This is a genomic window from Paenibacillus sp. FSL R7-0026 (genome assembly GCF_038004485.1).
GTDB classification, from domain to species: Bacteria; Bacillota; Bacilli; order Paenibacillales; family Paenibacillaceae; genus Paenibacillus; species Paenibacillus xylanexedens_A.
The window spans coordinates 2,475,614-2,500,442 of the sequence record NZ_JBBORG010000001.1; the positions used below are offsets into that span (position 1 = coordinate 2,475,614).

The window sequence follows — 24,829 nt, forward strand, 5'->3', positions numbered from 1 at the left end:
CACATTGGCAAAAGCAAAAGTAGCAAAAAGACCTACACGGGATGAGTTTGAACTTGAAGAGTTGGGAAACCAGCTGGTTGAAGCCTTTCGGGAACGTTCGGAAGTACTGTTGACGGTATGGGGCAAAGAAGATCAGGTGCAAGGAGTCATCGTCAAAATGGACTCCCGTACACGACTCGTGCATGTAGAGTATACCGAAGAAGAGTTCACAGCGAAGGTGCCTTTTCTGGATATCATGCGTGTGCAATCTCCCCGGTACTGAACGAAAAAAACAGCAATCTGAATAATTAGGGCATCCGCCCTGTCAAAGTCGTTCTTCCTGCATAAGATAACCCATACCTGTTGCAGAGGAGGTACGGTCAATGAGCGAAGTATTAGGTGGAGAAACAAGAGGCTACGGATACGGAGGTTTCACTTCTGTAGGTGCCATTCTGGTTCTGTTCATCCTGTTGGTTATCATCTCCAAAGCGTTCTTGGTATAATTGCATATCTCTAAAGAATGAAAGAAGCTCTGCCATCGCGGCAGAGCTTTTTTGTTCGTTCAGTCCTTGGCGAATTTTGTAGAAAATCGGTGTAAGTCCTGCTTACGTTATGTTAGAATATAACCATCCCTAGAGAAAGAAAGAGGTGTTTTGATTATGAGCCAAACGTTAACAGAATCTTTAAATGAACAGATGAACTTTGAGTTTTATTCCGCTCATGTATATCTGGCTATGGCAGCCTATTGTTCCAGCAAAAGTCTGGATGGATTTGCGAACTTCTTCATCGTGCAAGCGGAAGAAGAGCGATTCCATGGCATGAAAATATACAAATTCCTGAATGATCGTGGACAACGTGCCACACTTGCGGCTTTGCCAGAACCGAAGAATGAATATGCTTCGATGCTGGATGTATTTGAGCATGGTTATGCTCATGAACAGCAAAACACGAAAAAATTCTACAATCTGGCTGACATTGCTCTGAATGAACGTGAACATGCAACGATGTATTTCCTGAAATGGTTCATTGATGAGCAGGTTGAAGAGGAAGCTTTGTTTGACAATATTGTTCAGAAGCTGCGCCGCATTGAAAAAGACAGCAATGCCTTCTACATGCTGGATGCCGAGTTTGGCAAACGTTCGTTCACTGCTCCAACTGAATAAATTGCACTTAGGGAGTCGAGAAGATTCCAGCGTCAAAGCACCATGTACATACAGCATGAGGTAATGATCCTGAAAGCAATGGGGGCAATCCCCTTGCAAGGGATGATGGTTTGATGCCATATGCTGATTGAAGACAAAGAAGCCTGCACTTGTGCAGGTTTTTTTGCATGCAACGATATTTAATGATTGTATAGATTTGCTTGAATTGGAGTGAAGGTCTATCAAAATTCTGAATATGGGTAATAGAGGATATGTCACAATTGATCTATCCTGGCGGGATCTTATTTTGCGCAAATCTATCAAATTCGTATTAAATTTTAGGTTTATCTGACAAAAGTGTAACTCTACCGTAGTCTTTGGAGCGAGAACAGGAGCCACTATCTTTGATAGTATTAGGATTAATCGCCAAGGGATGAAGGTAGAACAACATGGACACCCGGGGAAATATAACACAAAAGGGAGACTTTTAATTATGCTACATATTCGTAAATCTATCATGGTCACACTTGCTATTTTACTAATCATTCCACTATTATTGCCGCAGTCGGTATCTGCCAAATCTGCTGCATCCAAGGATGGTGCAAGCAAAGCAAATTCCAAAATCATATACCTGACGTTTGATGATGGGCCAACCGCTCATACGGGTCAGTTACTGGATATTCTGGATCAGTATCATGCGAAGGCAACGTTTTTCATGCTGGGTCCTCAGATGGAAAAATTTCAGAAGGCTACCAAACGAATCGTAGCTGACGGGCATGGATTGGGTCTGCATGGTGTGACTCACGTTCCAGGCAAATTCTATAAATCTGCATATAGCGGATTGAAAGAGATGCAACAGGCCAATGTAAGTCTGAATAAGGTTGCCGGAGTTAAAACAAGTCTCGTTCGGACGCCATATGGTAGTAAACCATATCTCAAACCGGCATTCCGTAATGTACTGCTGGGCCAGGGTGGATTCCATCTATGGGATTGGAATGTGGATTCGGAAGACTGGAAATACCAGAAAGATCACCAGAAAGTCTATAACAGTGTAATGAAGCAAATCCACAATGTGCAAAAGAGTGGAACAACACCTGTTGTGCTTATGCACGACCAGGAAGCAACGCTGAAAGTATTACCGCAAGTGTTGAAAACTTTGAAGGCAGAAGGGTATCGTTTTGAAGTATTAAGCAAAAAAGTGCAGCCAGTTAACTTCTGGAACGACAAGCGTTAATCTTTTGAATTTTTAGATTGGCTACAACGAAGGAGGTACACATCATGAAGAAACAGCCATTATGGATCACGATTCCAGTAACGACAGCCGTTTTACTTGCTCTGGCAGGATGTGGCGGACCGGATTCAAATGCAGCAACATCAGAGAATAGTTCTTCACCAACGACAACAGTGGGGGAGCAGACCGAGACCGGAAGTGGTGGTGCTGATTTCTCTAATGAAAATGAAACAGGAACCAAAGAGAATACGGGCACAACAGATAATGAACACACATCAGGATCGAAGGCAAATGACAACCAAGTTGCCATTGGTCAATCAGGTGTGAATGATGTGATCAAACAAGTTCGCGACCAGTTGAAGATGAAGGATGCAGCGTTACCCACTTCATTTTCATTGGACAAGGGTACATCTTTGGGGGCGGCAATACTGTCCAATACTGCTGATGCATTTAAGGTAAACTTCTACGCTACTACTCAGTCTGTTGCCATTAATGATCAATCTTTAACTGCATCCGACAGTAAGATACCTGTACTGGCTTCCTATGAAGTGAAGACCTATAAAGACCCGAATCAGCCAGAAATATTCCCTGAGACGGACCTGAAAGATATTCCAGCAGATATGGCTGTGGATCTGGGACATGGCATCAAAGGTATGAGTGAAGGTGCCGCAGGCAGTCAATATCTGACTTGGCAAGAAGGTAGATGGACGCTGGAAATTCGTTCGGTTTCCGAAGATGAAATGAATAATCCGGGAATAGCGAAGAAAATGGTGGAGTACCTGGAGTCACATACGTTGCCTGTACCCAAAGATAAAGGGTATATCAAGGTTGAATATCCAAGTGGTGGACAGTCTGTTCATGTAACGATCTCATGGCAGGACGGTAACCCAATTCATCATCTTAAGACCGATCAAGTGCCATTAGAAGCTCTTGGCATGGTTGTATCTGTGAAATAAATCTTGAATGTTTTACGGATATTCTGCAGTGTAGAAGAGATGAGTGTTGGATTGTTACGATACACATAAAAAAGCTTGGCCCAGGAAGAAATTGCTGGGCCAAGCTTTTTATTTTGAGCATGTTATCGCAGCTTATGCAGCCGGGGTACATGCTTATTTTTGTTTCAATGGGTTAAAGCGGTGCTTTCATTTGAACCACCCTTTTTCCTTGGAGCGAGTGATGGCCTCAATCCGGTTACTGGCATTTAACTTGTTGAGAATAATGGAGATGTAGTTACGCACCGTGCCCGTTGTGATGAACAGATGCCCGGCGATTTCCTTGGTGTTTTTCCCATCTGCCATAAGGCCTAGTACGGCATTCTCCCGTTCTGTCAGGGGATTTTCTTCTACATAAGCTTCATCTACCAAGTCGGGAGCGAAGATGCGTCTGCCATTCATAACTTGGCGGATCGACTCGGCAAGTTCTTCAATTGGACTGTCTTTGAGCAGGTAACCACGGACACCGCCCTTTAGGGCACGTTCGAAATATCCGGTCCGGGCAAAAGTGGTCAGGATAATGACCTTACAGCTCATTCCTTTGAGTTCTTCTGCGGCTTCAAGGCCGCTTTTTACGGGCATTTCTATATCCATCAGACAGATGTCTGGTGCAAGCTCCTGAACAAGGGCAAGGGCTTCCTGGCCGTTGCTGGCACGTCCGACGACTTCCATATCTTCCTCCAGATTGAGGAGGGAGGACAAGGCGCCGAGCATCATGCGCTGATCTTCCGCGATTACAATTCTAATCATGATTCTGCCTCCTTTATCGGTTTGCGAACGAGTTTCGGAACATGAATAATGATCGCTGTACCCGGGATGTCTGTCGCAGAGCGAATATCCAGACAACCGTTCACAAATTCAAGTCGTTCCTTCATGCCCAAAATTCCTGTTCCGCGCCGATCCTGTTTGCGAGTTCGTTCTATTCCAACACCGTTATCTTGAACGGTTAATACATTATCCGATAGTGTTTCTTTAATGATGATAGTACAGGTTGTTGCCTGACTGTGTTTGACGACATTGGTGACAGCTTCTTTCAAGCACATACCGAGGACATTTTCATTCAATTGTGACGTATCCTGTAACTTCGGATTACCTTCCAGCACAAATTCAATCGAAGCGGCCTTCAGAATCTGCTCCGCCCGGAACAGTTCATCGACCAATTGTGTACCACGCATGGTAGTGACCATTTCCCGGACTTCCTTCAGAGCTGTACTTGCCGTTTGTCTGAGGTCGTTCAATTCAATCTCGGCCTGATCGGGATTATTGCGGAGCAGCCGTCTCGCCAGATCGGTTTTCAGACCGATCAGAGAGAGCTTCTGTCCAAGTGTATCGTGCAGGTCACGAGCGATACGCTGGCGTTCTTCCATTTTTACGAGATCATCAAGTCGCTTGTTCGCATTCTCCAATTGGCCTTCCAATTGTTCAGTTTTGTTTTTGTTATACGTACTGATTGGGAGCAGGATGGAGGCCATTAAGCTGATGAATACAAACGGGAGTTGGCTCACCAACAGAGAACTCTGATTAATGAAACCGTAATTAATGGTTACGAAACTGGCTGCCAGGTTCACCGAGTAGAGGGTGAAGAAACCGGCTTTATTTTTAATATTCCCAATAAAGAAAGCAAGAAACAATGAGAAATACGCATAATCATAGGCGATCGTCATTGTAATGGATATGGCAATAAGCATTCCAATCCACATGTACACCTGCCAGCCCTTGGTGATGAAGGCGAGCAGGTAACAGACGAAGAAGACGAGGATAATGATGATGCCGGTTACCATCGTCCATAATTTAGAATATTGCGATATAAAATAGAAGGGCAGGATGAAAAAGGCGAGCCATACATAAAGGTTCAACCCTGTTTTTTTATAAAAATTTTGCATCCACTTTTGAATGGAATTCTCCTCCTTGCACTTGTACTCAACTTTAGCATGACTGTAGCATGACTATGGCTTGAACACAAGAAAACGAATCCGACAGAGTTAAGGCTTCTCTGTCAGACCCGCTGGATTGGTTACTCGGATAGGCGGTTGAACATACGGCTTGCGGGATAGCTTTTTGAGCTGTCTGAAGCTAATAAACTGTTTAGAATCTTCATCCCACAGACGGAAGCGCAGGGCAACCAGACTGGAACGTAGTGTAATAGTCGTTGCTTTTTGCAAAGGTGGTGTTGCGTTATGTGCTTCTTCCAAGAAATAGTTAGGTACACGTGGGCTCAAGTGATGCACATGGTGAAACCCGATATTACCACTGATCCATTGCAATAATTTTGGCAATTTGTAATAAGAACTGCCTTCAACAGCTGCTTTTACATAACTCCACTCATCTTCATGTTCAAAATACGTCTCTTCGAACTGATGTTGGACGTAGAACAACCAGATACCAAAGAAACCGGAGAAGAAGAAGATAGGTGCCTGCACCATTACAAAAGCCTGCCATCCGACTAACCAGGACATGAATGCATAGAGCACTACGATCAATACGGTAGTCAGATGTGTGTTGATGCGTTCTTTACGTCTTGCACCTTTGCGGTTAAAACGGTAAGCCAACAGAAACACGTAAATGGGTCCGATACAAAACAATACAAACGGGTTACGATAAATCCGATAGAAGAGACGTCCCCAAGGAGAAGCTGCTTTGTATTCGTCAACCGTCATAACCCAGATATCACCTACACCACGTTTGTCAAGATTACTGCTTGTTGCGTGATGGATAGAATGCTCGTTTTTCCACTGCTGATAAGGTGTTACTGTTAACACACCCGTAATGGTACCGAGAATATCATTGGCGCGTTTGCTCTTGAAGAATGAACCATGACAGCAGTCATGGAAAATAATAAAGGTCCGAAGTACAAATCCGGATGCCACCAAGGCAATCGGGAAGGTCAGCCAGTAGGAAACCGATAAGCTAAAGTAAGCTGCAGCCCATAACAAGAAGAGCGGGAGCAATGTATTGATTAACTGGCGGATACTTAGTCTGAGATCATTTTTTTCGTAAGGGGTAACTTCTTTTTTTAAGGCCATTTCTTTTGATCTGTTCATAAAATTGTGTCCTCCTTCAATCGTTATAACTGTAATCAGCTACAACTTGGCGTTTCCCGCTAGACTTTCCTGTAGGAAGCGTTTTTATCATTGTAAAACAATCCGAACATGACAGTAAGTCATAAACGTCAGCCTTCTGTAATGATGAATATCAATGATGGACCATGACATTTGTCATGGGTGTATGATACTCAACAGCTCTGCAGAAGACAGAAGAGCAGGTTTTACAAATTCCTTTGCACAAATCACGCAACAATTTGTATTATGTATACAAATTTTGTTGAGAGCATGGTAAAATCTATCCTTGAGTGGTTATGACAACTTATGAGACGGGTCGATTAGGTTGATTTCTGATGGATTGGATGGAATGCATAATGAAGAAACGAATTACGGATATCCTATTTATTATGGCAGGTGCATTTCTGTTTGCACTGGCGGTGAACCTGTTTGTCATCCCGAACGATTTGGCTGAAGGCGGCGTCACGGGTATCACGATTATTTTGTATTACCTGTTTGAATGGTCCCCTGGACTGATGAACTTGATCCTGAACGGTATTTTGTTAATTGTGGGATATCGGTTTCTTGATAAAACGACTACGGTATATACGATTATTGCAGTGGTATTCAACTCGTTGTTCCTGCATCTGACGGAGAGTTGGACGATTGCATCAGATGAACTCTGGATCAATACCATTTTTGCCGGATTATTTGCCGGTCTTGGTATTGGCTTAATTGTTAGAGTGGGAGGCACAACGGCGGGAACAGTGATCCTGGCCCGACTTGCCAACAAATATCTGGATTGGAATATCAGTTACGGACTTCTGTTCTTCGATCTGATTGTGGCTTTCTCCTCATACTTCATCATTGGACCGCAAGGATTAATGTGTACAATTGTCTTGCTGTTTGTTGGAACCAAAACAATGGAGTTCATTATTGAAGGACTCAATCCGAAAAAAGCAGTCATGATTATCTCTTCCAAACAGGATGAAATCGCGAAGCAAGTCATTGAGAAGATGGATCGCGGAGTAACCGTCCTGTCTGGTCATGGCTATTACACGAAAAATAAGAAAGAAATTCTATACATTGTGATTAGTAAGCAGGAAGTTTCTATGCTGAAGAAGATTGTACGAGCAGAAGATGAGATTGCTTTTATCACCATTCATGACGTGCGTGATGTATTCGGTGAAGGATTTATTGAACTCTCCAAAACTTAATGAATATGTATATAAGGAAGAAAGGAGTTGCGGTGAAATATCACCGCAACTTTTTTGATAGGTTAATTGTATCCCGTATTAATCTAGTTCAAAAAGAAAGAACCCTTCTCTATAGAGAAGGGCAAAAGAATATTAATAATGTTTTCTTTTTTTGACTGGACAATATTCAACAGTGACACAACAATGTTTTTTACACTTTGTAGGGACATATTTAATTTTGGTAACACAAGTTTTCGTAATTTTTTTGTAAAAACACTTTGGTCTTGGATGATGACATTTATGATGTTTTCTATACATATTAAAACCTCCCTGATCGTGATAAGGTATTCTATGACCGCGTCACTGTTTCGGTAATGTATAAACGTCTATTATTGTATAATAATTCCTTTATTAGGCTTTTGTGTTACAGGTGAAGATGTGGTTCTTTCTAGTAAAAGAGTGCAATGACAAAAAGCTGTACACCGACCAAGCACGATGATATATTGAATTTAATCAATTTGTTAATAAACCTAACTAACTATTAGAGGAGGCGATAACATGGCTGGCACACCGCAGTATATCCGCAATCTGAATGAAAATCTCATTATGGATGCCCTGATAACTCAGGGAACGATGTCGAGAGCGGATATCAGCCGTCAGACCGGACTTAGTAAACCAACGGTGTCTTTGGCGATCGAACATCTGATTGACCGTAATCTGGTGAGGGAAATGGGGAGAGCTGACAACGCTCAGGGTCGCAAAGCAACCCTCATTCGTTTCAATGAAACGGCTTATTATGTCTGTGGTATAGATATCGGCGCAACACGTATTCGGATTGCATTATCCGATCTGAATGGAGAGATCATTGCCTATCGAACATATCCTATGGTTGTTCAAAAAGCTCATGAGCCAGCAGAAGCGACGATGTTGGAGCTTCTTCGAAGCCATATGAACGAATTGCTTGATAAGAATCATCTAAACTGGGATCAGATTCAATGCATCGGGTTTGGTATACCAGGCGTAGTGCTGCCTGATTCAGGGCGTATCCATCGTATTGTGGACCCGTTAGCGGGTCTGCAAGAAGCTTTCTCTCTAGAGTCGTTGTCAGGAGCTTTTCCCTGTGAAGTAATTCTGGAAAATGATGTGAATCTTGCGGCGCTTGGGGAGTATCGGAGTGGTGCAGCAGCAGGGTATCCCTTGTTTGTTTTTTTCTCGATTGGTACAGGGACGGGTGCTGGCATCATGGTGCATGGTCAACTGCTTCGAGGTCTTGGTGGGTTAACCGGAGAGATCGCGGAGATGCTGGTGGACGATGGCCGACGTCTGGAGGAAGTGCTGTCCGCTGATGGTCTGATGCAACTGGCGCAAGATTATCTAGATCAGCATGATGAACTATTATTGGAGGCTGCTGATTCGGGTGCAGATGTGGATATGGATGTAAAAGTAGATGTAATTACAGATGATCTTCACAGACACCTGACTCCCGAGAAGTTATTTGAAGCTGCGCGCAGTGGAGAAGTAGAGGCGTTAGACATTCTACAACAATACAGCCAGAAGATTGCTTCCGCTCTGCGTCAGATTAGCGTTGTGCTTGCTCCGGATCTCATTGTGCTTGGCGGAGGCGTAGGAGGGAACGGTGATGTGTTATTGCCTTTACTGAGGCAGATCATCTCTGAGCAATTCCCGGTGCAACCACAGTTAATCTGTTCCAAGCTTGGTGAGCAGGCTGTTGTCACTGGCGCGGTACAGGTGGCCATACAACAAACGATGCTGAACCTTCAGCAGGAAGCCATGGAATAAGAGATTGGATATACAACATGTGAGGAGGGGAAAGGGATGACAGAATCCGTGAAAAACGTAAGTAATAATTATCAGACCAATCAGAATGGTACGGTTGGAGGTGATCCATCCGGCTGGATTGCAGGTATTGACATTGGAGGCACCAAAACATTAATGCTCTTGTCATCACAACAGGCTGGAAATGAAGTTCATGAACGTATCTTGCCTACGCTTGCCAGTGATCAGCCGGATGAGTTCTTGCGATGGTTATTCGCTGAATTGGAAACATTCTGCCGCGAAGTTGGATGCAGTCTGGATCAACTTAACGGTGTAGGCTTGGGATTCCCTGGTGTGGTTCTGCAGGAGGAGGGAATACTGCGAAATGCTCCGGCTTTTCAGTGGCCTGAGCTAGATATTCGCCCTGTTATTGCGAAGTATTACAGCGGGAATATCATGTTGGATAATGATGTGAATATGGCCGCAATGGGAGAATATGATCAAGGGGCAGCACAGGGACATCAACACTGTGTAATGGTCACGGTTGGAACAGGCATTGGATCTGCTCTTATCCTGAATGGACAACTCTATAGCGGTCAGAATGGAGCAGCAGGTGAGATTGGGCATTTCATTGCAGGAGACGAAGGGCTTCATACCGGTTACGTTGCGGATGCGGATTCCTTTGGCGTATTTGAGCAAGTGACTTCAGGTACGGGAATTACCGAACAGGCGAGGCGTTATTTTGCTGCTGGAAAGGGAAGTTCCTTATCCCTGATCATGAGTCTGGCAGGAGGGGAAGCGGAACAGCTTGAAGCCAGGCATGTATTCAAAGCAGCGGAGTCGGGTGATCTTGCTGCCCTGGAGATTCTGGAACTACCCATGCGTTATATGGCGAGAGGTCTGGCGAATATTACGGCTTTACTCAATCCTTCCATTATAGTGATCGGTGGTGGCGTGGCTGCATCCAACCCATCCTATTATCTAAATGAAGTGCGCACACGCCTCCAACGTTACACTGTTCTGCCTACACTTTTAGCTGTAGCTGAACTTGGGAACAAAGCAGGAGCAATCGGGGCATTGGCTGCAATCAAATCGAGTCTGACACGCACATAAAAATAGAGAATAGGCGAAGCAACTACAGAAATAAAGGATGGAGATCCGGATGAGAAGTAGACATATGAAGGCTTACACAGAGAAAACAAAAGCCGATTCCAATGATGCAAAACGTGTTTTACTCAAATTACAGGGCCTATATCTGTTTATGGGGCTTGCCGGGGGGATGTTTAACCCGTACATTAATCCCATATTGGTAGCACAAGGGTTTTCCAGTAAAGAAACCGGATTTATTATGGCGTTTGGCACACTTGTATCCATTATTCTTCAACCTATATGGGGAATTCTGGTAGATAAGTTTAAAAAGACACGGTTCGTCCTGGTGATAAGCCTGCTTGTTCCTGCATCGTTAGCGTATTTCTACAATATTCAAGTGTACTTTATATTAATATTGATTTATACTTTATGCACTATATTCCAAGTGACTCAAATACCCGTGGCTGACTCCTATGCGGTTACAGCTGCGAGAGCCGCGAATACCTCATATGGCATGATCCGACTCTTCGGCAGCATAGGAACGGGAGTTGGGGGATTTGCCGCAGGGATGTATCTCTCCCAGTTTTCCATTCACATGTTATGGCTGCCATTTCTCCTGTTTAACATTCTGAGCGCTATACTGGCAAGTACACTTCCCCGGCAGACGAGCATATCCTCGTCCTCGGTAACCTTCTCCGTAGGTTTGGCAAGATTGCTCCGAAACCGGACATTCCTTCTATTTCTAACAGGTTGTTTCCTGGTTAACCAAACGCTCACTGCGTTTAACTCCTTTTTTGTTATTTCATTTCAGATGGCTGGCGGTTCTGTGACCATGACGGGTACAGCACTGTTGCTGGCGTCAATTACTAATGTTCCATCCATGTTGGCAGCGGCATTCATACTCCGAAAATGGGGGCATGAACGGACGATGCTGCTTGCAGCAGGGGCGTATATGTTACGTTGGGGGATACAATGGCTATGGCCAACACCTGAGGTCATGATTGGCGTTCAGGTGCTGCATGGGTTATCCTTCGGATTCTTCTATATCGCAGCAGTGGAATATGTGGCTTCCGTTACGGGACGTGAGATGCAGGCCACAGGACAAAGTTTATTTAACATGGTGTTTGCTGGCCTGGGCGGAATTGTTGGTAATATGCTTAACGGATATTTACTCGATTCCGGCGGTCCATCACTGATGTATCTGGCTTGCACGATCAGTGCGGCACTAGGATCGGTGATTCTGTATATCGTCAGCAGGCAGGCCAAAGAACAGAGAAGAGCATACTCATTAGAATAGAAATGGAAGGAGTTGGAGCCTATGAAAGTAAATCTGAAGCGGAATTGGCACACCAAGTTGATGTATTCGTATTTTCCTATTTTTCTGCTTACGATTTCCATTCTGATCTTTCTCTCCTTCCTGATTGTCAACGAACTCTCACGTAACGAAACACAAAAAGCCGACATGATCTCCACCCGCTATATCGTGGATACATTGGAGCGCTCGTTAAGTGACATTGAACTTCGGTTGCTTGAAGACATTGGTGCAAACAAAACATATAGTCGCTTTCTGGAAGCTGGACAGGGACAATTATCGAGTCAGTTCATCTATGATGCGGCAAGTGGGCTGGGACGTATGCTGGATCAGCAGGATATGATTCAATCCATTTATCTCTATCGTATGTCCGATTCCCAGATTCTTACGCCCAGAGGCATGATGCGTTTGGAAGATTTCGAAGATCGTGCCTATATTGAGCAAGCCTTGAAAGATCGGGAGAACCTCGGTTGGAACCTGCCACGTGATTATAAGGAACGTTCCTTCGACGTACCTTCACAGGTGATTAGCATGAATAAGTGGCTTCCGTTACCGTGGGGCGGGGAAGGACTGCTCGTCATTACCATCCGCATGTATGCAGTGGAACGGCAGATTGATAACATGACCAATGAAAAGTTATCTGTTCTTCAGGTTCGGGATAAGAGCGACAATCTGATCTATACCGCGCATCAAATGGACCCTTCAGCAGGTGAAATCCTTAATCGTGTGACTGCGGACAAACTTGGTCTGGTCTTTGAGAGTGGTATTCAATCCGGACAACTGTATTCATGGGTATCCCTTGTTTCTTATGTGTGGATCGGTATTGGTTTATTAACGATTGTTGGTGCGGTGGCGGGACTAATCTACATTACTCGGAGAAATACACGCCCCATTCAGCTGATCATGAATCGAATTCAGGCGTTACAGCCACGTGCCGAGGAGGATGAAGCAGCACCATCCGTCAAGGATGAACTGGCACTCATCGACCGTGCGCTGGAACATCTGATTGCTCAAACGGTTGACTATGAGAAACAACATCATGAAAACTTGCTGATTCACCGCAGACAGTTGCTTGTTGATCTTATGGAAGGAGAGCGAATGGATTCGTTCCGTCAACGACTTCGCCATCTGCTACCGCTAGAGGAACGATTCATGGAACCGAAGAGTGTTGCCGTGCTCATTGCGGAGATGAATGGTGACGATCTCTCGACCAATCAGAATATTCTGAAGATTGCGCTCATGAACGTAGTGGAAGAACTTGTGCAGAACGAGACCCAGTTCGGCGGTTGGGCTGAATGGTTTGGGAACCGCAGGCTTATTGTGGTGATTGCGTCGGATGAGCAGGAAGGACTGGACCGCGAATTGCTTATGGATCTGGCTAAGCAGATGCATATGTGGATTGCGGAAAACTTCCGCCTCCGGTTTACGTTCGGGATTGGACGAACCGTATCGGGCTGGGAGGAGATTACTCGTTCCTATGCGAGTGCAGATGCGGGTTTGCAACATAGACTTACCCTGGGTAAAGATGCGATCGTTCTCAGTGAGCAACTGCCGGATCGTATTGAGCTGCAATCGTACAAGTATTTGCAGATGCTCGCAGACTTTGTCCGTGAATTCAGGCTTACGGGTGATGGTTGGCGGACTCAACTGGACCAGATGTTTGTTGCGTTCAGCGAAGATCAGATTACAGATAACGATATTCGCATGTTGCTGCAGGCATTAATCCAGATGTTGTCCCGTGAATTCGGGGAGCTGTCTGAGCGGTTGCAAAGCCAATTTGCCGAGGAAATCCTGACTCGTCTTCGCAGTGATATCCAGCAGGTGGAGACACTGGAGGGGATTCAAGATATTTTGCAGGAGTGGCTTAAAGAGGTTTATCGCAATTATGTATCTGTAAATGAAACGAAAAGTCATCGTGCGATGATCAATGAGCTGCGGATTTATATTGAAGAGCATTTTGATGATCCGGATCTGTCGCTGAAACATCTGAGTGATCGGTTCCAAATCTCGGGCAAATATGCGAGTTATCTGTTCAAGGAAGAGTTTGAGATGAAGTTTGTTGATTTTCTGGTGAAACTGAGGGTCGAAAAGGCCTGTCGTCTGTTGTCTGCATCCGATATGGCTGTTCAGGATATTGCTCTGCAAGTGGGTTATGCCAATGCCATCTCCTTTGGCAGAGTATTTAAACGGATTATGGGCGTGACACCAGGAGACTACCGCAAGCAGAGTGGAAAACAAGGAGATCAATAACGGAATTGCACGTGTTAGAACATCCGAGTATCGGGTGAAATCCAATAATCTTAGAGATATCAATGAAATCTCCTGAATGAGGCAATAAGGTTTCGTCCCTTATCGTCCTTTGCAGGAGATTTTTTGATTTTTAATACAACATCTTATGCCCATTAAGCTGGTGCGTTATGGAATTTTACGAATGTCCTATACTAGCATTATGACAATTCATAGATTAATAGGGCAGGAGTGAAGATGATGTACAAATACGGACAGCAAGTATGGGGATCGGTAGATATCAGTAAACAGGTTACCATCACAGCAAGCAACAACACATTTACATTTCATGTAGATGACTCGTCATATACGATAACTATACCTGTTGGTACCTACATGACAAGTCAGCAAAGGCATGAATCCGAACTTATTCAAGCCATTTCGAAGGCAGGGGCGGCTCAGGACATTCCTGTACGATTTATTTTGGGCGGAATGCACTATGATGAGAAGTATAATGTATTGATTTTGGAACATACGGACACAAGCAACGAACATGTTATCGATCAATTTGCGGGAAATGCCATCGATACGTTGTTTGGTCAAATGAAGTTTAATCTTCCGCCGAGGAATTAGTACGTTGAATCGTTCTACACGTGTTGCTAAACAAGGAGATCACATAAGATGTGGTCTCTTTTTTCTTTTTTTGAAGAGAAATTCTATGGAAAAAGGATTATTGCAAGATGGGTGATGCCAGATTGGGTATGAGAAGTCGGCCTTAAACAACATATTATGTTAGTATATCTAACATTAGTGTCGTGAAAATTGTATATTGTCAGGAAATATGTTTATATATTGCGGTATTTAACTTAAAAAACGTGAATTTTACATTTTGAAAATAGTTTATTGTCTAAATATCAGATCGTGTGTAATGATTAGTGACATTCACAGGTGCAACAAAATGGGATGAACAAAGTGGAGTGGCAATCATGTGAATTCATTCAGAGAGTGTGCGAAAGGGGAAAGGTCAAATGAGATTATTTCAAAGACGTAAGGCAGGCAAGGCAAGTTCAATCCTCGCAGTGGTAACAGCATTCACTCTATTATTATCTGCATGTTCGTCAGGAAGCGAATCAACATCTTCATCAGGAGAGTCGGGTTCGGGGGAAAAAACAACTTTGAAAGTAGAAATCTTCGATCGGGGAAACACTCCGGCGGGCTACACCATTTCGGACAGTTATCTGACTCGCTTCATTCAAGAGAAGTTTGGTGATCCAAACAACATCGATGTTCAGTTTGTTCCGGTACCACGCTCGGAGGAAGTACAGAAACTTAACGTTCTGATGGCGAGTGGCTCTGAAGTACCTGATATCGTATTTACCTACGATTCAGGAACATTCAACCGGTATGCAGAGCAAGGAGGTCTGACCGAACTTACGGATCTGATCAATCAAAGCGGTCCTAATCTGAAGAAGTTCCTGGGAGATGAAACGCTGGCCTACGGTCAATATGATGGTCAACAGTTTGCGGTTCCAGGTAAACGTCTTGTACTTGGCAAGTACGCATCCTATGTTCGTCAGGACTGGCTGGATGCACTCGGATTGCCGTCACCTGAGACAGCTGAGGAGCTGCATACAACACTGAAGGCCTTTAAGGAAAAAGATCCAGGTAAGGTGGGCACAGGACTTATCCCAATGGGGATGTCTATTGCCTCGGCTCAATATGAACCACTCATCTGGTCATTCATTGAACCACTGACGGAAGAACAAAAATATACGTTAACGCAGCAACTGGGTTCCAATGACTATCCAACGTTGTTGCCTGGTTTCAAGGACGCTCTGAAATATATGAACACACTTTATAATGAAGGATTAATGAGTAAGGACTTTGGACTCGACAAAGACAAGAAAAAGCTGTGGGAAGATGTATCTAACGGCAAAGTTGGATTCTACACCGAGGATGCGGGGGAGATTTACATCTCCGGTACGTACAAAAACCTGCAAACCAATCAACCGGATGCAGTGATGACACCGATTGATGCATTCAAAAACTCCGAAGGCAAATTTGCCAAACCGGCATATGCACCCAATGCAATGTATGTCATGATTCCGAAATCGAGTAAAAATGCGGAAGCAGCGATGAAGTATCTGGATTGGATGGCTTCGGGCAACAACCTGTTCGACCTGCAATTTGGTGTTGAAAATGAGAACTATGAACTTGTGGATGGGGTACCACTGATCAAAGATGATGCTTCTCCTGAAATTGCAGGCCGTATCTATAATTCCGGTGACATTGCCATTATCGTGAACGGTAAATACGTTGGGGATGACAAGAAAAATGAAGAGGCCTATGTCGTACAGGTAGAGTCGAAGTATCGGGATGACATGCGCAAGTCGGTAGCGATCTCTAACACGGACACCATTCAACCGGTACGTTTCTCCAAACCGATTGATGCAGAAGCACGTTACGGTAACGGTTTGAAAGACAAATTTATGGAGTTTTTCGTGAAAACAACCATTTCCAAACCCGCTGATTTTGAAGCGACGTATGACAGCATGATGAAGGATTACATGGCGAGCGGTGGCCAAGCAATCCTGGATGAACGTACAGAAGCTTACAAAGCGATGAAATAAGTAGAGTAGAGATCACATCTAATGCGTATGACAACAAAGAACAGGGATTTCATTAGGGCGATGGCAACATCGCCTTAATGAAAAATCCTGAATGACATGGGGGGAAGGTTTATGAAAACAAGCATCTATTTCCGCAGAAACTGGCAACTATATGCGTTGCTCCTACTGCCCATGATCTACTTCATTATTTTCAAGTATGGGCCAATGTATGGCGTGCAGATTGCGTTCAAGGATTTTAACTTCTTTCAAGGCATCTCCGGTAGTGAGTGGATTGGCTTGGATGCATTCAGAGAAGTGTTTCAAAATCAGGGATTCTACACTGCATTACGTAACACGTTAGTGCTTAATATGCTGGATCTACTGGTTTCCTTCCCGGCACCACTTATATTGGCCATCTTATTGTTCGAGCTGAAGAAGGCTTGGTTCAAAAAGTTGGCACAGACCTTACTGTACATTCCTCACTTTATTTCGTGGGTTATTATTGGAGGGATCGTGCTTCAGGTATTCGGTACACAATCCGGTTTCATTAACAATATCTTAATGAGCATGGGATTTGATCCATTACCTTTCCTTTCAGACAAAAACTATTGGCTCTTCACGTATCTTGCGGTAGGCGTGTGGCAGAGTGCAGGCTGGGGAACGATTCTGTATCTGGCATCCCTGACAGGCATTAACCGGGAACTGTATGAAGCGGCAGAAGTGGATGGAGCAAGTCGGCTACGCAGAATCTGGCACATCTCCTTGCCCGGCATCAAAACGACGATTGTTACCTTATTGATCATTAATGTCGGCAACATGATCTCCATCGGCTTCGACCGACCATTTATTATCGGAAACGTGGCTGTACGTGAATACTCGGATGTGCTTAGCACATTTGTCTATCGTGTCGGTTTACAATCTGGTCAGGTTACGCTCGCAACAGCTGTAGGTTTGTTCCAGGCATTAGTTGGACTTGTCTTCATACTCGGAGCGAACTATACGTCCAAGAAATTAACCGATGAGAGCATTATGTAGTGGATTGAATCACATATGATCTGTAAGGAGTGAGTGGGATGTCTGAAAACACGGCGAATCGAATATTCAACACGGTAAACGTCATTCTTATTGTCATTACGATGGTGCTGTGTCTTGCACCATTCATTCATATTATTGCGATCTCGCTCAGCTCAAACCGAGCGATCGGTTCAGGAGAAGTTTCCTTTTTCCCCAAAGAGTTATCCTTTGAGGCGTATACCAAGGTATTTGCAGATGGATCGATGATTCGTTCCCTCATCTATACCATTTGGCTGACCGTCCTGAGTACGGTGCTAAGCATGGTGATGACCATTGCAGCAGCTTATCCACTGGCGAAGAGTAATCTAAAAGGGCGCAAGTGGTTCATGCTTGTCATTGTGGTGACGATGTTCTTCAGTGGCGGCATTATCCCCGAGTACATTCTGATCAAAAATCTACATCTACTCGATAGCACATGGGGACTTATTCTGCCTGGATTGATTAGTCCGTTTTATATGATCATCCTCATTACCTTCTTCCGAGGGATTCCCGAAAGTCTTGAAGAAGCGGCGGGCATTGATGGAAGCAGCCACTTTGGAACACTTATGCGCATTATCTTGCCACTATCCCTTCCGGTTATGGCGACACTGAGTTTGTTCTACGCGGTAGGACGGTGGAATGGTTTCCAAGATGCACTGATGTATATCACCAAGCCTGAGCTGTACCCTTTGCAATTGAAATTGTATCAGATGATTCAGCAAAATCAGATTACAGAATTGATGCAGAACGAAGGCATTGGTGCCGTTCAAGTCCTGCCTGAGAGTCTGAAAGCAGCCAGCGTTATTTTCTCCACGTTACCGATCCTGCTTGTGTATCCGTGGTTGCAGCGGTACTTTATCAGTGGCGTAATGGTAGGTGCTGTAAAAGGTTAATAGAGGTTGTTCAAAAAGTTCACTTTTGATAACGAATGATGCCTAGTGGCATCATCAGCATCGAATATGAAATTTAGCCGAAATAAGCGGGGGCTTACGAAGGTTGTTTCCTTCGGAAACATTGTAGTTGCTCACGTAGTTGTCCTACGCTCCGCTACTCCATTTCTAGCTTAATTCCATCTTCTTGGTACTGAAAACTGATCTTTTTGAACACGCACCTATAGTCTCGGGAGGTTGCATGAAATGACACAACGAATGGTAGAAAAGATGTCGAAAGAGCAGCAGTATCTTGTAAATCAGTCCATGACGATGATGGATAGCTTCTATGATAAGGAAATGGATTTGCTTCGTAGTTTCGAAGAAGAGGATTCATCGCAGCACAGTACACGAGCTAGTGCACATTATGCACTTGGGTTGTTGATTCGAAATGAGCCTGGTGATGTGGAACGCGCGATACAGGTGTTCCACAAGGTGTTCGATGTTCAATATGACGCTCCAGATGAGATCTATCACGGAACCTTCGCGACCCGACCAACTGATGTGCACCCACCAGCGGGTCACTATGCTTGGAAATCTTTTGCGCCAGGCACGGCCTATTTCCTGGAACGCACCTTTGAGAAGGTGTCTGCGCAGTTTATCCATAAACTACAGGAAAATGGCTCTCTGCTCACAGAGGCCGCAGATCCCAAACAACTGAAACACCTTTTTTATTCGGCAGTGAATCAGGTTCTGCCACCAGTCTGGATCAGTTATGATCCCAACTGGCGCGAGTTTATCGCTTGTGTCTGTGTGGTCGTAACTGCCGAATTCGCCGAACTTATGCCGGAGACACTCATGAAACGGATGGATTATGCGATGGAACTGGCAGTTCAAGGGTCAATAGAACGCAGGTTATCCGACGTAATCCCCATGAACACCAATATTGAGTTAATGCATATTTTTATCACCCACTACTACGGTCATCGCTTGAACCGAACAGAATGGGTTCAGCATTCGGATGAACAGGCAGAGGGGTTCATGAAGGAGTTTGAACAATACAACGGTACATTCGCCGAGTTTAATACGACAACCTATTATGGAGTGGATCTGTCCGTGCTTGGCATGTATCGAAAGTATGGACTCACGGAACGTTTGATCGAAATTGGACACCGGATTGAACATGGGCTGTGGAATAACATTGCGCTATATTACAATGCCAACTTGGAGAATCTCTCCGGCCCATTCTCCCGGGCGTACGACATGGAGATGCGAGAGCATAGTTCGATCGGTGTATTTATCTATCTCTTGCTTGGAGAAGGGTATGAATATCTGGCAGGAATCAACTGTGAGTCAGGTCATGATCCACTGATTGCGCTCCTTGGGGTGGATGTGCCTGCGAAGGCCGTGCCGTATTTCAAGGCTCATCAAGAAGATCGTCTTGTACAGAAACAGTTCATGGAACTGTGTGAGCGCAATGATCCAACGTCGAATCGTAATCTGTGTACAGCCAAAGCCTGGATTGGTGAGGATCGGATGATTGGGGCCATGTCCGGAAGTGTAAATACCAACGGCCAGATGCATCCCGCCACGATCCACTGGCAGACAGAGACGGGGGAGCGCTATTATCTTCGCTTGATCCGCCGTGAGGTAGGCGAGGGGTGGAATAGTCATCTGCGCGGAGTAACGTTCGATGCGGATCTCACGCCAGATTCGTTAACCATTGATGTGGAGCTGGATACGGCGGAAGAGATCGACGTTTATTTTGAAATCAGAGGGCCATCCCTCCGTCAGCAGGACATTACACCAGCGTTATGGCAGTTCCCTGGACTTACGTGTACCGTGAAGGCTGAAGCGCCTGAACCATTCGTGTTAATGTACGTGAATCATGTGGAGATCATCTATCGTTATGTGCCTAGGAAGACTGCAAACAAGATGAGATTTGAATTGACTCTCCGTGAAGACAACGGTTTGAGGAATAAATAGGTATATAAGATGAACTGAACATTTACACGAGAACGAAGAGTGCAGAACGGATCTGAAGAAGCGGAGCGTTCGCCTGAAAGCTTTCTGCAAGAAAGCTGCATCGGAAGCATAAGCTATCACCGGATTTTTCCCTTTGGAGAAGGGGATCAAAAAAATCTGGTAATAACAGCGATCGGAAGATGGTACTGCAATTGGAGTGATCTAGTGTAAAGTTTATTGGTTCAACTTATATAGATAGAGATAAATGGAATATGAATGGGCGATAGATTGAGAGACAGGAGGAACCAATGATGTATACGGACAAACAGGAATATTCGTTCTCAACATGTTGGAATATCAAACGTCATACGACCGGACAAGGCATGATCGAAGAGATCAAGTCTCTTGGATTCAAACAAGTTGAACTGAATTATAACGTTACGGAAGAGATGTTGCAGACGATAGAACCGATGATTGAACGTGGCGAGATCGGTGTATCCAGTGTGCATAATACATTTCCGCATGTGGCTGATCCGGATTACGGGACGGATTCCGTCCTGCTTGGGTTCAATGATGAACCGCGCCGCAAACGGGCGATTGAGCTGTTACTTCGCTCAGCCGAGTACGCACATCGTTATGGGGCCAAGGCTGTCGTTGTACATCCCGGTGAGGTTCCCTTTGAATACAATATAGATGAAGCGTTGAAAAAGATATACCACGATCAAGGACCTGATTCACCGGCATATCAATCTTTATGGCAAGAGATGCTGGAGAAGCGGGAAGATGGCAGCGCACATTACCTGAGCCGGATTCAGGAGAGTCTGGAAAAGGTATGTGACTTGTCTGAGCAGCGAGGATACGGGGTGAATTTCGGTATTGAGACCCGTTCACGCTGTTATCAGATGCCGACTTTGCACGAAGCAGGAACGATTATTGGACAAATGAAGGGCGCGCCGCTTGGTCTTTGGTACGATATTGGTCATGGTATGATGATGGATCGAATGGGGCTGTACGATAATGTACGTGAGGCTAACGCGTTGATTGATCACGTGGTTGGCGTGCATATTCATGAAACCGTAGGGTTGGCAGATCATTGGTGTCCATACATCCATAGTAAAGACATGACATTTTTTGATTCGTTTTTGGATATTATCGACCGTTCTCCGGTGAAAGTATATGAATTAAAAGCCGCGTGTACACCGGACGAAATCAATGAGAGTCATGGAATAATCACGGCTCGTATTGCTGAACGTCATGCGGCGCGTCAGCGCGGATAGGGAGCACACGCATCAAGCATGAATGCACCTTATAGGAAAGTAAACCAACAGATAGAGCGGTCCAGAACAAACCTCAGGTTGCATTACAGGGTGTTCTGCCGCTCTTTTGTTGTTCTCGTAAAATGTTTCATGCTTTAACGTTTCTCAGGGAGTGTTACGTCACCGAGAATCCCTGCCTGATAGCCTTTGACTACAGCACCAATTCTGGACTTTACACCAAATTTCTGCGTAATAGAAGTTATATGATACTCCACTGTACGTTGACTGATCGCCAGATCCTGTGCAATCTCCTTGTTGGTCATCTCCAGTGCAATGCGGTTAAGCACTTCCCGTTCAGTTGCTGTGAGGGATTCCTCCAAATTAGGGGATAACATAGTCTCTGGAATAAGAACATGTCCCAACATACTTTGGTGAATGGCGTTGATAATCTGTCCATACGTTGCTTGTTTCGACAAGTAGGCATGGACGCCCAGATCATAAGCTTTTAACTGGAATTCGTGATAGTTGTATCCGGATAACAATATAATTTTGACGGATAACCCGTATTGATCTTTCAATCTTCTCGCTACCTCGAACCCGTCAAGCTGGGGCATGCGGATATCCATCACAACAACATCTGGTCGCAACGCCTCTACTTCGGATAAAAAAAGCAATGGATCGCTGAATGTTTTCAGTACCTGTATGCCGGGTTCGCGGTTTAAGCGGTTGTTGAGACCTTCCATGACCAGGGGGTGATCATCAAGCAGTATGACTGTAATGGGTTCGCTCATTTTTCAGTTGCTCCTTTGGTTAAAGGCAAACGGATGTTGATTGAGGTTCCTTTGCCAAGGCTGGAATGTATGGTGAATTCTCCACCGAGATGCTGAATGCTGCTTTGTATGGATATCAAACCGAAGTGCCCTGTTGCAGTATCAAATGTGGTATGAACATTAAACCCCAAACCGTCATCCTCTACTTGGAGAATCAAGTCATTATCCCTTCTATGTACCTGAATGGAGCAAAACGTAGCTTCGGCGTGTTTCATTACATTCATAATGAGTTCACGGATCGTCCGAAAGACGGTGGACTTCAGAGGTTCGTGCTTTAACTCTTCAGAGATGACGTTGTAGTGTAGTTCCATTCTGATGCCACTTTGCATTTGAAGTGTACGGATGAGCCATTGCAACGCTTCTTCAAGATCACTTCGATCCATAATATGAGGGTAGAGATCATCACACAATTGACGTATATCTCTCTGGGAAGCATACAGGCACTCCAGCCAAACAGCCGTTTGATCCTTATTCGTCTCTCCGGTATCGTGTAATTCCTCCAAATCACGAGACAGGAAAATCAGGTTTTGTAGCAGTTGATCATGAAGGAAATAAGAGGTTTTCATACGCTCTGCCTGTTGGGCTTCCATCATAATATCATTGAACTGCCGATGACGGCATATCTGGTGTTCATGAAGATCTGTCTGGTCTACACGGTATTCATATCGCTTCTGCAGATCGGATAAGAGTCTGCCATTGACGAGCATTCGAATCGCTTCCAGCCTGCCTTTATCAATGATATCCTGCTCTTCTGCTGAAAAAAGGGTGTGATTTTCTTTGTGACCAATGCCCAGAAATCCTATCGTCTCCGTAGTGGGTTCACCTGACAGCTCCCAAACCTGTGCCAAATCATATTTCTGTCGTACAACTTCAATATCCAACGCCTGATTATCGATATTCTGAATGGAAGCAAAAATCCCTGTGCCTTCCTGAGAATATCTGTGCTTATCATCAATCCATATGACAATTACACCTTCAATATCCAGCATCTTGTGGAACATCTCGGCAAACACGTGAATCATGTCCCGCATGTTTTGCTGCTCAGCCATTCGCACAGTCAACCGCAGTTGTTGGTGTTCCAACCAGTCTTTGTTAAGTTTGTTTTTCTTGCGTGAGCGGGTGAGCATGTACTGATACACCCAAGTGATCATTAAAAACGAGACAAACAGCAAGCTGATATGAATTAACGAATGCAGGTGTGAAGCAGCCAGAAACAGTAAAAATACGATCAAAGCATATAGTCCATGAATCATTAATCTTGGCATAACCAGTTTGAGGTCAAGCATACTCCGTTGTACAAGTACATAAGTGAACATCCATGATAAAGGCAGAAATCCAATTAATGTGTACTCTACAGGCAATAATGGTTCACCTTGAAGCAGGGTTGGAATGGCAAAACAGATGATGAATGGAATCAGGCTAACAAGTATTCCTGTTAACATGAGCAATAGCTGGTTCTGCTCCTTGCGGCTGTAGCTTTTACGATTAACCCATGTCATCCAGATTAAGGTCAGAAGGGTTGTGCAAAGTATAAAGTTAAGTAGATTGGTTGGACCAGACGGCGCAATAGGAGTACTGACGGTAGTAATGCCTTGATTGAACTGAACATCGGTCATCATCCACTGCTTGATGTACAAAAATACTAGGCCTGCAGAATAAGCAACTGCAATACCTCTGCTGATAAATAGTAACCACCGGAAACGATGCAGGCGGGTACGGAATACAAAAGACACATAAAAAGCAGTTAGACAATAAGGTAACCATGCCGCACAAAAGGCTAGAATATAATTGGATAAAGGCAACTGGGATGTGTATATCGTCAGTATACATATGGCCATGGACAGGTTAAGGAGGTAGAACAGACGCATCACTCGTGAACCGGGTTGGCTAAACAAGGCATAGGTTCCGGTCAACAATAGCAATAATTCTACTATGGATGAGAAGCCGATGTTGAACCATTCACGTGGTCCAGGCTTCATTGTATGTTGGGATGCCTGACCGCGAGAAGTCTCAACGCCGATGGTGTAGGCTTCAGTCACTAAGAATACACTTTTTTGATGGAGTAACTGGACTTCTCTTTTGGGTTCCAGCGAGATAATGGTGTCACCGGATCTTATTCCGGATGTATAAGCTAACCCTTGCGGATCTACATCATGTACTGCCCAAGAATTGGAGGCATTTGGCGTTAACGAAAGTCCGATATAAGGATTCATAAATGAAGAGATATGGATATACGTGGCAGTCAGTATAAAGCACAACATCGTTA

21 protein-coding genes are annotated in these 24,829 nt (G+C 44.5%); 16 read left to right on the forward strand and 5 right to left on the reverse strand.

The features are described from left to right. Positions 1-4: 4 nt before the first annotated feature. From MKY44_RS11410 to MKY44_RS11430, 5 genes are all read left to right on the forward strand, one after another. Positions 5-262 (forward strand): YolD-like family protein, encoded by a 258-nt coding sequence (locus tag MKY44_RS11410; protein WP_036608707.1) that lies wholly within the window; start codon positions 5-7, stop codon positions 260-262. A gap of 100 nt (positions 263-362) precedes the next feature. Continuing rightward, positions 363-482 carry a hypothetical protein gene (locus MKY44_RS11415; RefSeq protein WP_017688846.1) on the forward strand — a complete coding sequence of 40 codons (120 nt, stop codon included), beginning with the start codon at positions 363-365 and terminating at the stop codon, positions 480-482. A 156-nt stretch (positions 483-638) separates the two neighbouring features. Beyond that, positions 639-1,142: a ferritin gene (locus MKY44_RS11420; protein ID WP_341007126.1), complete on the forward strand. Its 504-nt coding sequence runs from the start codon at positions 639-641 to the stop codon at positions 1,140-1,142. A gap of 472 nt (positions 1,143-1,614) precedes the next feature. Continuing rightward, the gene (locus MKY44_RS11425) at positions 1,615-2,355 is read left to right on the forward strand and encodes a polysaccharide deacetylase family protein (RefSeq protein ID WP_124114291.1); all 741 of its coding nucleotides are present in this window, start codon (positions 1,615-1,617) and stop codon (positions 2,353-2,355) included. A 44-nt stretch (positions 2,356-2,399) separates the two neighbouring features. After that, on the forward strand, positions 2,400-3,308 hold the full coding sequence (locus tag MKY44_RS11430) for a hypothetical protein (protein ID WP_341007128.1): 909 nt from the start codon (positions 2,400-2,402) through the stop codon (positions 3,306-3,308). A gap of 186 nt (positions 3,309-3,494) precedes the next feature. Here MKY44_RS11430 and MKY44_RS11435 read toward each other — a convergent pair whose 3' ends face one another. From MKY44_RS11435 to MKY44_RS11445, 3 genes are all read right to left on the reverse strand, one after another. After that, on the reverse strand, positions 3,495-4,094 hold the full coding sequence (locus tag MKY44_RS11435) for a response regulator transcription factor (protein ID WP_036608692.1): 600 nt from the start codon (positions 4,092-4,094) through the stop codon (positions 3,495-3,497). Continuing rightward, positions 4,091-5,239, reverse strand: coding sequence for a sensor histidine kinase (locus MKY44_RS11440; RefSeq protein WP_445670684.1), 1,149 nt, complete (start codon positions 5,237-5,239; stop codon positions 4,091-4,093). The genes MKY44_RS11435 and MKY44_RS11440 overlap by 4 nt, the downstream gene beginning before the upstream one ends. Positions 5,240-5,326: 87 nt before the next feature. Next, positions 5,327-6,385 (reverse strand): fatty acid desaturase, encoded by a 1,059-nt coding sequence (locus MKY44_RS11445; protein ID WP_076249560.1) that lies wholly within the window; start codon positions 6,383-6,385, stop codon positions 5,327-5,329. Between the two features lie 374 nt (positions 6,386-6,759). Here MKY44_RS11445 and MKY44_RS11450 point away from each other — a divergent pair, with 374 nt between their 5' ends. From MKY44_RS11450 to MKY44_RS11500, 11 genes are all read left to right on the forward strand, one after another. Beyond that, complete coding sequence (locus MKY44_RS11450) at positions 6,760-7,599, forward strand: YitT family protein (protein ID WP_017688839.1); 840 nt, start codon at positions 6,760-6,762, stop codon at positions 7,597-7,599. Positions 7,600-8,136: 537 nt separating this feature from the next. Continuing rightward, the gene (locus MKY44_RS11455) at positions 8,137-9,378 is read left to right on the forward strand and encodes an ROK family transcriptional regulator (protein WP_341007130.1); all 1,242 of its coding nucleotides are present in this window, start codon (positions 8,137-8,139) and stop codon (positions 9,376-9,378) included. 36 nt (positions 9,379-9,414) lie between these two features. Next, positions 9,415-10,467 (forward strand): ROK family protein, encoded by a 1,053-nt coding sequence (locus MKY44_RS11460; RefSeq protein ID WP_341007131.1) that lies wholly within the window; start codon positions 9,415-9,417, stop codon positions 10,465-10,467. Between the two features lie 49 nt (positions 10,468-10,516). After that, positions 10,517-11,740, forward strand: a complete 1,224-nt coding sequence (locus tag MKY44_RS11465; protein WP_341007133.1) for an MFS transporter — start codon at positions 10,517-10,519, stop codon at positions 11,738-11,740. A gap of 21 nt (positions 11,741-11,761) precedes the next feature. Continuing rightward, complete coding sequence (locus MKY44_RS11470; RefSeq protein WP_341007134.1) at positions 11,762-14,005, forward strand: helix-turn-helix domain-containing protein; 2,244 nt, start codon at positions 11,762-11,764, stop codon at positions 14,003-14,005. Positions 14,006-14,239: 234 nt separating this feature from the next. Then, on the forward strand, positions 14,240-14,614 hold the full coding sequence (locus tag MKY44_RS11475; RefSeq protein WP_341007135.1) for a hypothetical protein: 375 nt from the start codon (positions 14,240-14,242) through the stop codon (positions 14,612-14,614). Positions 14,615-15,009: 395 nt separating this feature from the next. Beyond that, positions 15,010-16,611, forward strand: a complete 1,602-nt coding sequence (locus MKY44_RS11480) for an extracellular solute-binding protein (RefSeq protein WP_339784173.1) — start codon at positions 15,010-15,012, stop codon at positions 16,609-16,611. 111 nt (positions 16,612-16,722) lie between these two features. Continuing rightward, positions 16,723-17,625, forward strand: coding sequence for an ABC transporter permease (locus tag MKY44_RS11485; RefSeq protein ID WP_062834078.1), 903 nt, complete (start codon positions 16,723-16,725; stop codon positions 17,623-17,625). 38 nt (positions 17,626-17,663) lie between these two features. Then, positions 17,664-18,536: a carbohydrate ABC transporter permease gene (locus MKY44_RS11490; protein ID WP_047842693.1), complete on the forward strand. Its 873-nt coding sequence runs from the start codon at positions 17,664-17,666 to the stop codon at positions 18,534-18,536. Positions 18,537-18,779: 243 nt separating this feature from the next. After that, positions 18,780-20,498 carry a hypothetical protein gene (locus MKY44_RS11495; protein WP_341007136.1) on the forward strand — a complete coding sequence of 573 codons (1,719 nt, stop codon included), beginning with the start codon at positions 18,780-18,782 and terminating at the stop codon, positions 20,496-20,498. Positions 20,499-20,788: 290 nt separating this feature from the next. Continuing rightward, positions 20,789-21,754, forward strand: coding sequence for a sugar phosphate isomerase/epimerase family protein (locus MKY44_RS11500; protein ID WP_341009835.1), 966 nt, complete (start codon positions 20,789-20,791; stop codon positions 21,752-21,754). A gap of 134 nt (positions 21,755-21,888) precedes the next feature. On the opposite strand, the gene MKY44_RS11505 is transcribed toward MKY44_RS11500, so the two are convergent. Next, a complete protein-coding gene (locus MKY44_RS11505; RefSeq protein ID WP_341007137.1) occupies positions 21,889-22,524 on the reverse strand; it encodes a response regulator transcription factor in 636 nt (211 codons plus the stop codon). After that, entirely contained in the window at positions 22,521-24,824 is a 2,304-nt protein-coding gene (locus tag MKY44_RS11510; protein ID WP_341007138.1) for a sensor histidine kinase, read from the reverse strand. Before MKY44_RS11510 ends, MKY44_RS11505 begins: the two co-directional genes overlap by 4 nt. Between the last annotated feature and the right edge of the window lie 5 nt (positions 24,825-24,829).

Excerpts from the sequence above, each read along its gene's own strand:
- MKY44_RS11420 (WP_341007126.1), top strand. The coding sequence starts at position 639 with ATGAGCCAAACGTTAACAGAATCTTTAAATGAACAGATGAACTTTGAG.
- MKY44_RS11495 (WP_341007136.1), top strand. The coding sequence starts at position 18,780 with ATGACACAACGAATGGTAGAAAAGATGTCGAAAGAGCAGCAGTATCTT.
- MKY44_RS11490 (WP_047842693.1), top strand. The coding sequence starts at position 17,664 with ATGTCTGAAAACACGGCGAATCGAATATTCAACACGGTAAACGTCATT.
- MKY44_RS11460 (WP_341007131.1), top strand. The coding sequence starts at position 9,415 with ATGACAGAATCCGTGAAAAACGTAAGTAATAATTATCAGACCAATCAG.
- MKY44_RS11430 (WP_341007128.1), top strand. The coding sequence starts at position 2,400 with ATGAAGAAACAGCCATTATGGATCACGATTCCAGTAACGACAGCCGTT.
- MKY44_RS11415 (WP_017688846.1), top strand. The coding sequence starts at position 363 with ATGAGCGAAGTATTAGGTGGAGAAACAAGAGGCTACGGATACGGAGGT.
- MKY44_RS11475 (WP_341007135.1), top strand. The coding sequence starts at position 14,240 with ATGATGTACAAATACGGACAGCAAGTATGGGGATCGGTAGATATCAGT.
- MKY44_RS11445 (WP_076249560.1), bottom strand. The coding sequence starts at position 6,385 with ATGAACAGATCAAAAGAAATGGCCTTAAAAAAAGAAGTTACCCCTTAC.
- MKY44_RS11500 (WP_341009835.1), top strand. The coding sequence starts at position 20,789 with ATGTATACGGACAAACAGGAATATTCGTTCTCAACATGTTGGAATATC.
- MKY44_RS11450 (WP_017688839.1), top strand. The coding sequence starts at position 6,760 with ATGAAGAAACGAATTACGGATATCCTATTTATTATGGCAGGTGCATTT.
- MKY44_RS11465 (WP_341007133.1), top strand. The coding sequence starts at position 10,517 with ATGAGAAGTAGACATATGAAGGCTTACACAGAGAAAACAAAAGCCGAT.
- MKY44_RS11435 (WP_036608692.1), bottom strand. The coding sequence starts at position 4,094 with ATGATTAGAATTGTAATCGCGGAAGATCAGCGCATGATGCTCGGCGCC.
- MKY44_RS11505 (WP_341007137.1), bottom strand. The coding sequence starts at position 22,524 with ATGAGCGAACCCATTACAGTCATACTGCTTGATGATCACCCCCTGGTC.
- MKY44_RS11455 (WP_341007130.1), top strand. The coding sequence starts at position 8,137 with ATGGCTGGCACACCGCAGTATATCCGCAATCTGAATGAAAATCTCATT.
- MKY44_RS11470 (WP_341007134.1), top strand. The coding sequence starts at position 11,762 with ATGAAAGTAAATCTGAAGCGGAATTGGCACACCAAGTTGATGTATTCG.
- MKY44_RS11480 (WP_339784173.1), top strand. The coding sequence starts at position 15,010 with ATGAGATTATTTCAAAGACGTAAGGCAGGCAAGGCAAGTTCAATCCTC.
- MKY44_RS11510 (WP_341007138.1), bottom strand. The coding sequence starts at position 24,824 with ATGTTGTGCTTTATACTGACTGCCACGTATATCCATATCTCTTCATTT.
- MKY44_RS11485 (WP_062834078.1), top strand. The coding sequence starts at position 16,723 with ATGAAAACAAGCATCTATTTCCGCAGAAACTGGCAACTATATGCGTTG.
- MKY44_RS11425 (WP_124114291.1), top strand. The coding sequence starts at position 1,615 with ATGCTACATATTCGTAAATCTATCATGGTCACACTTGCTATTTTACTA.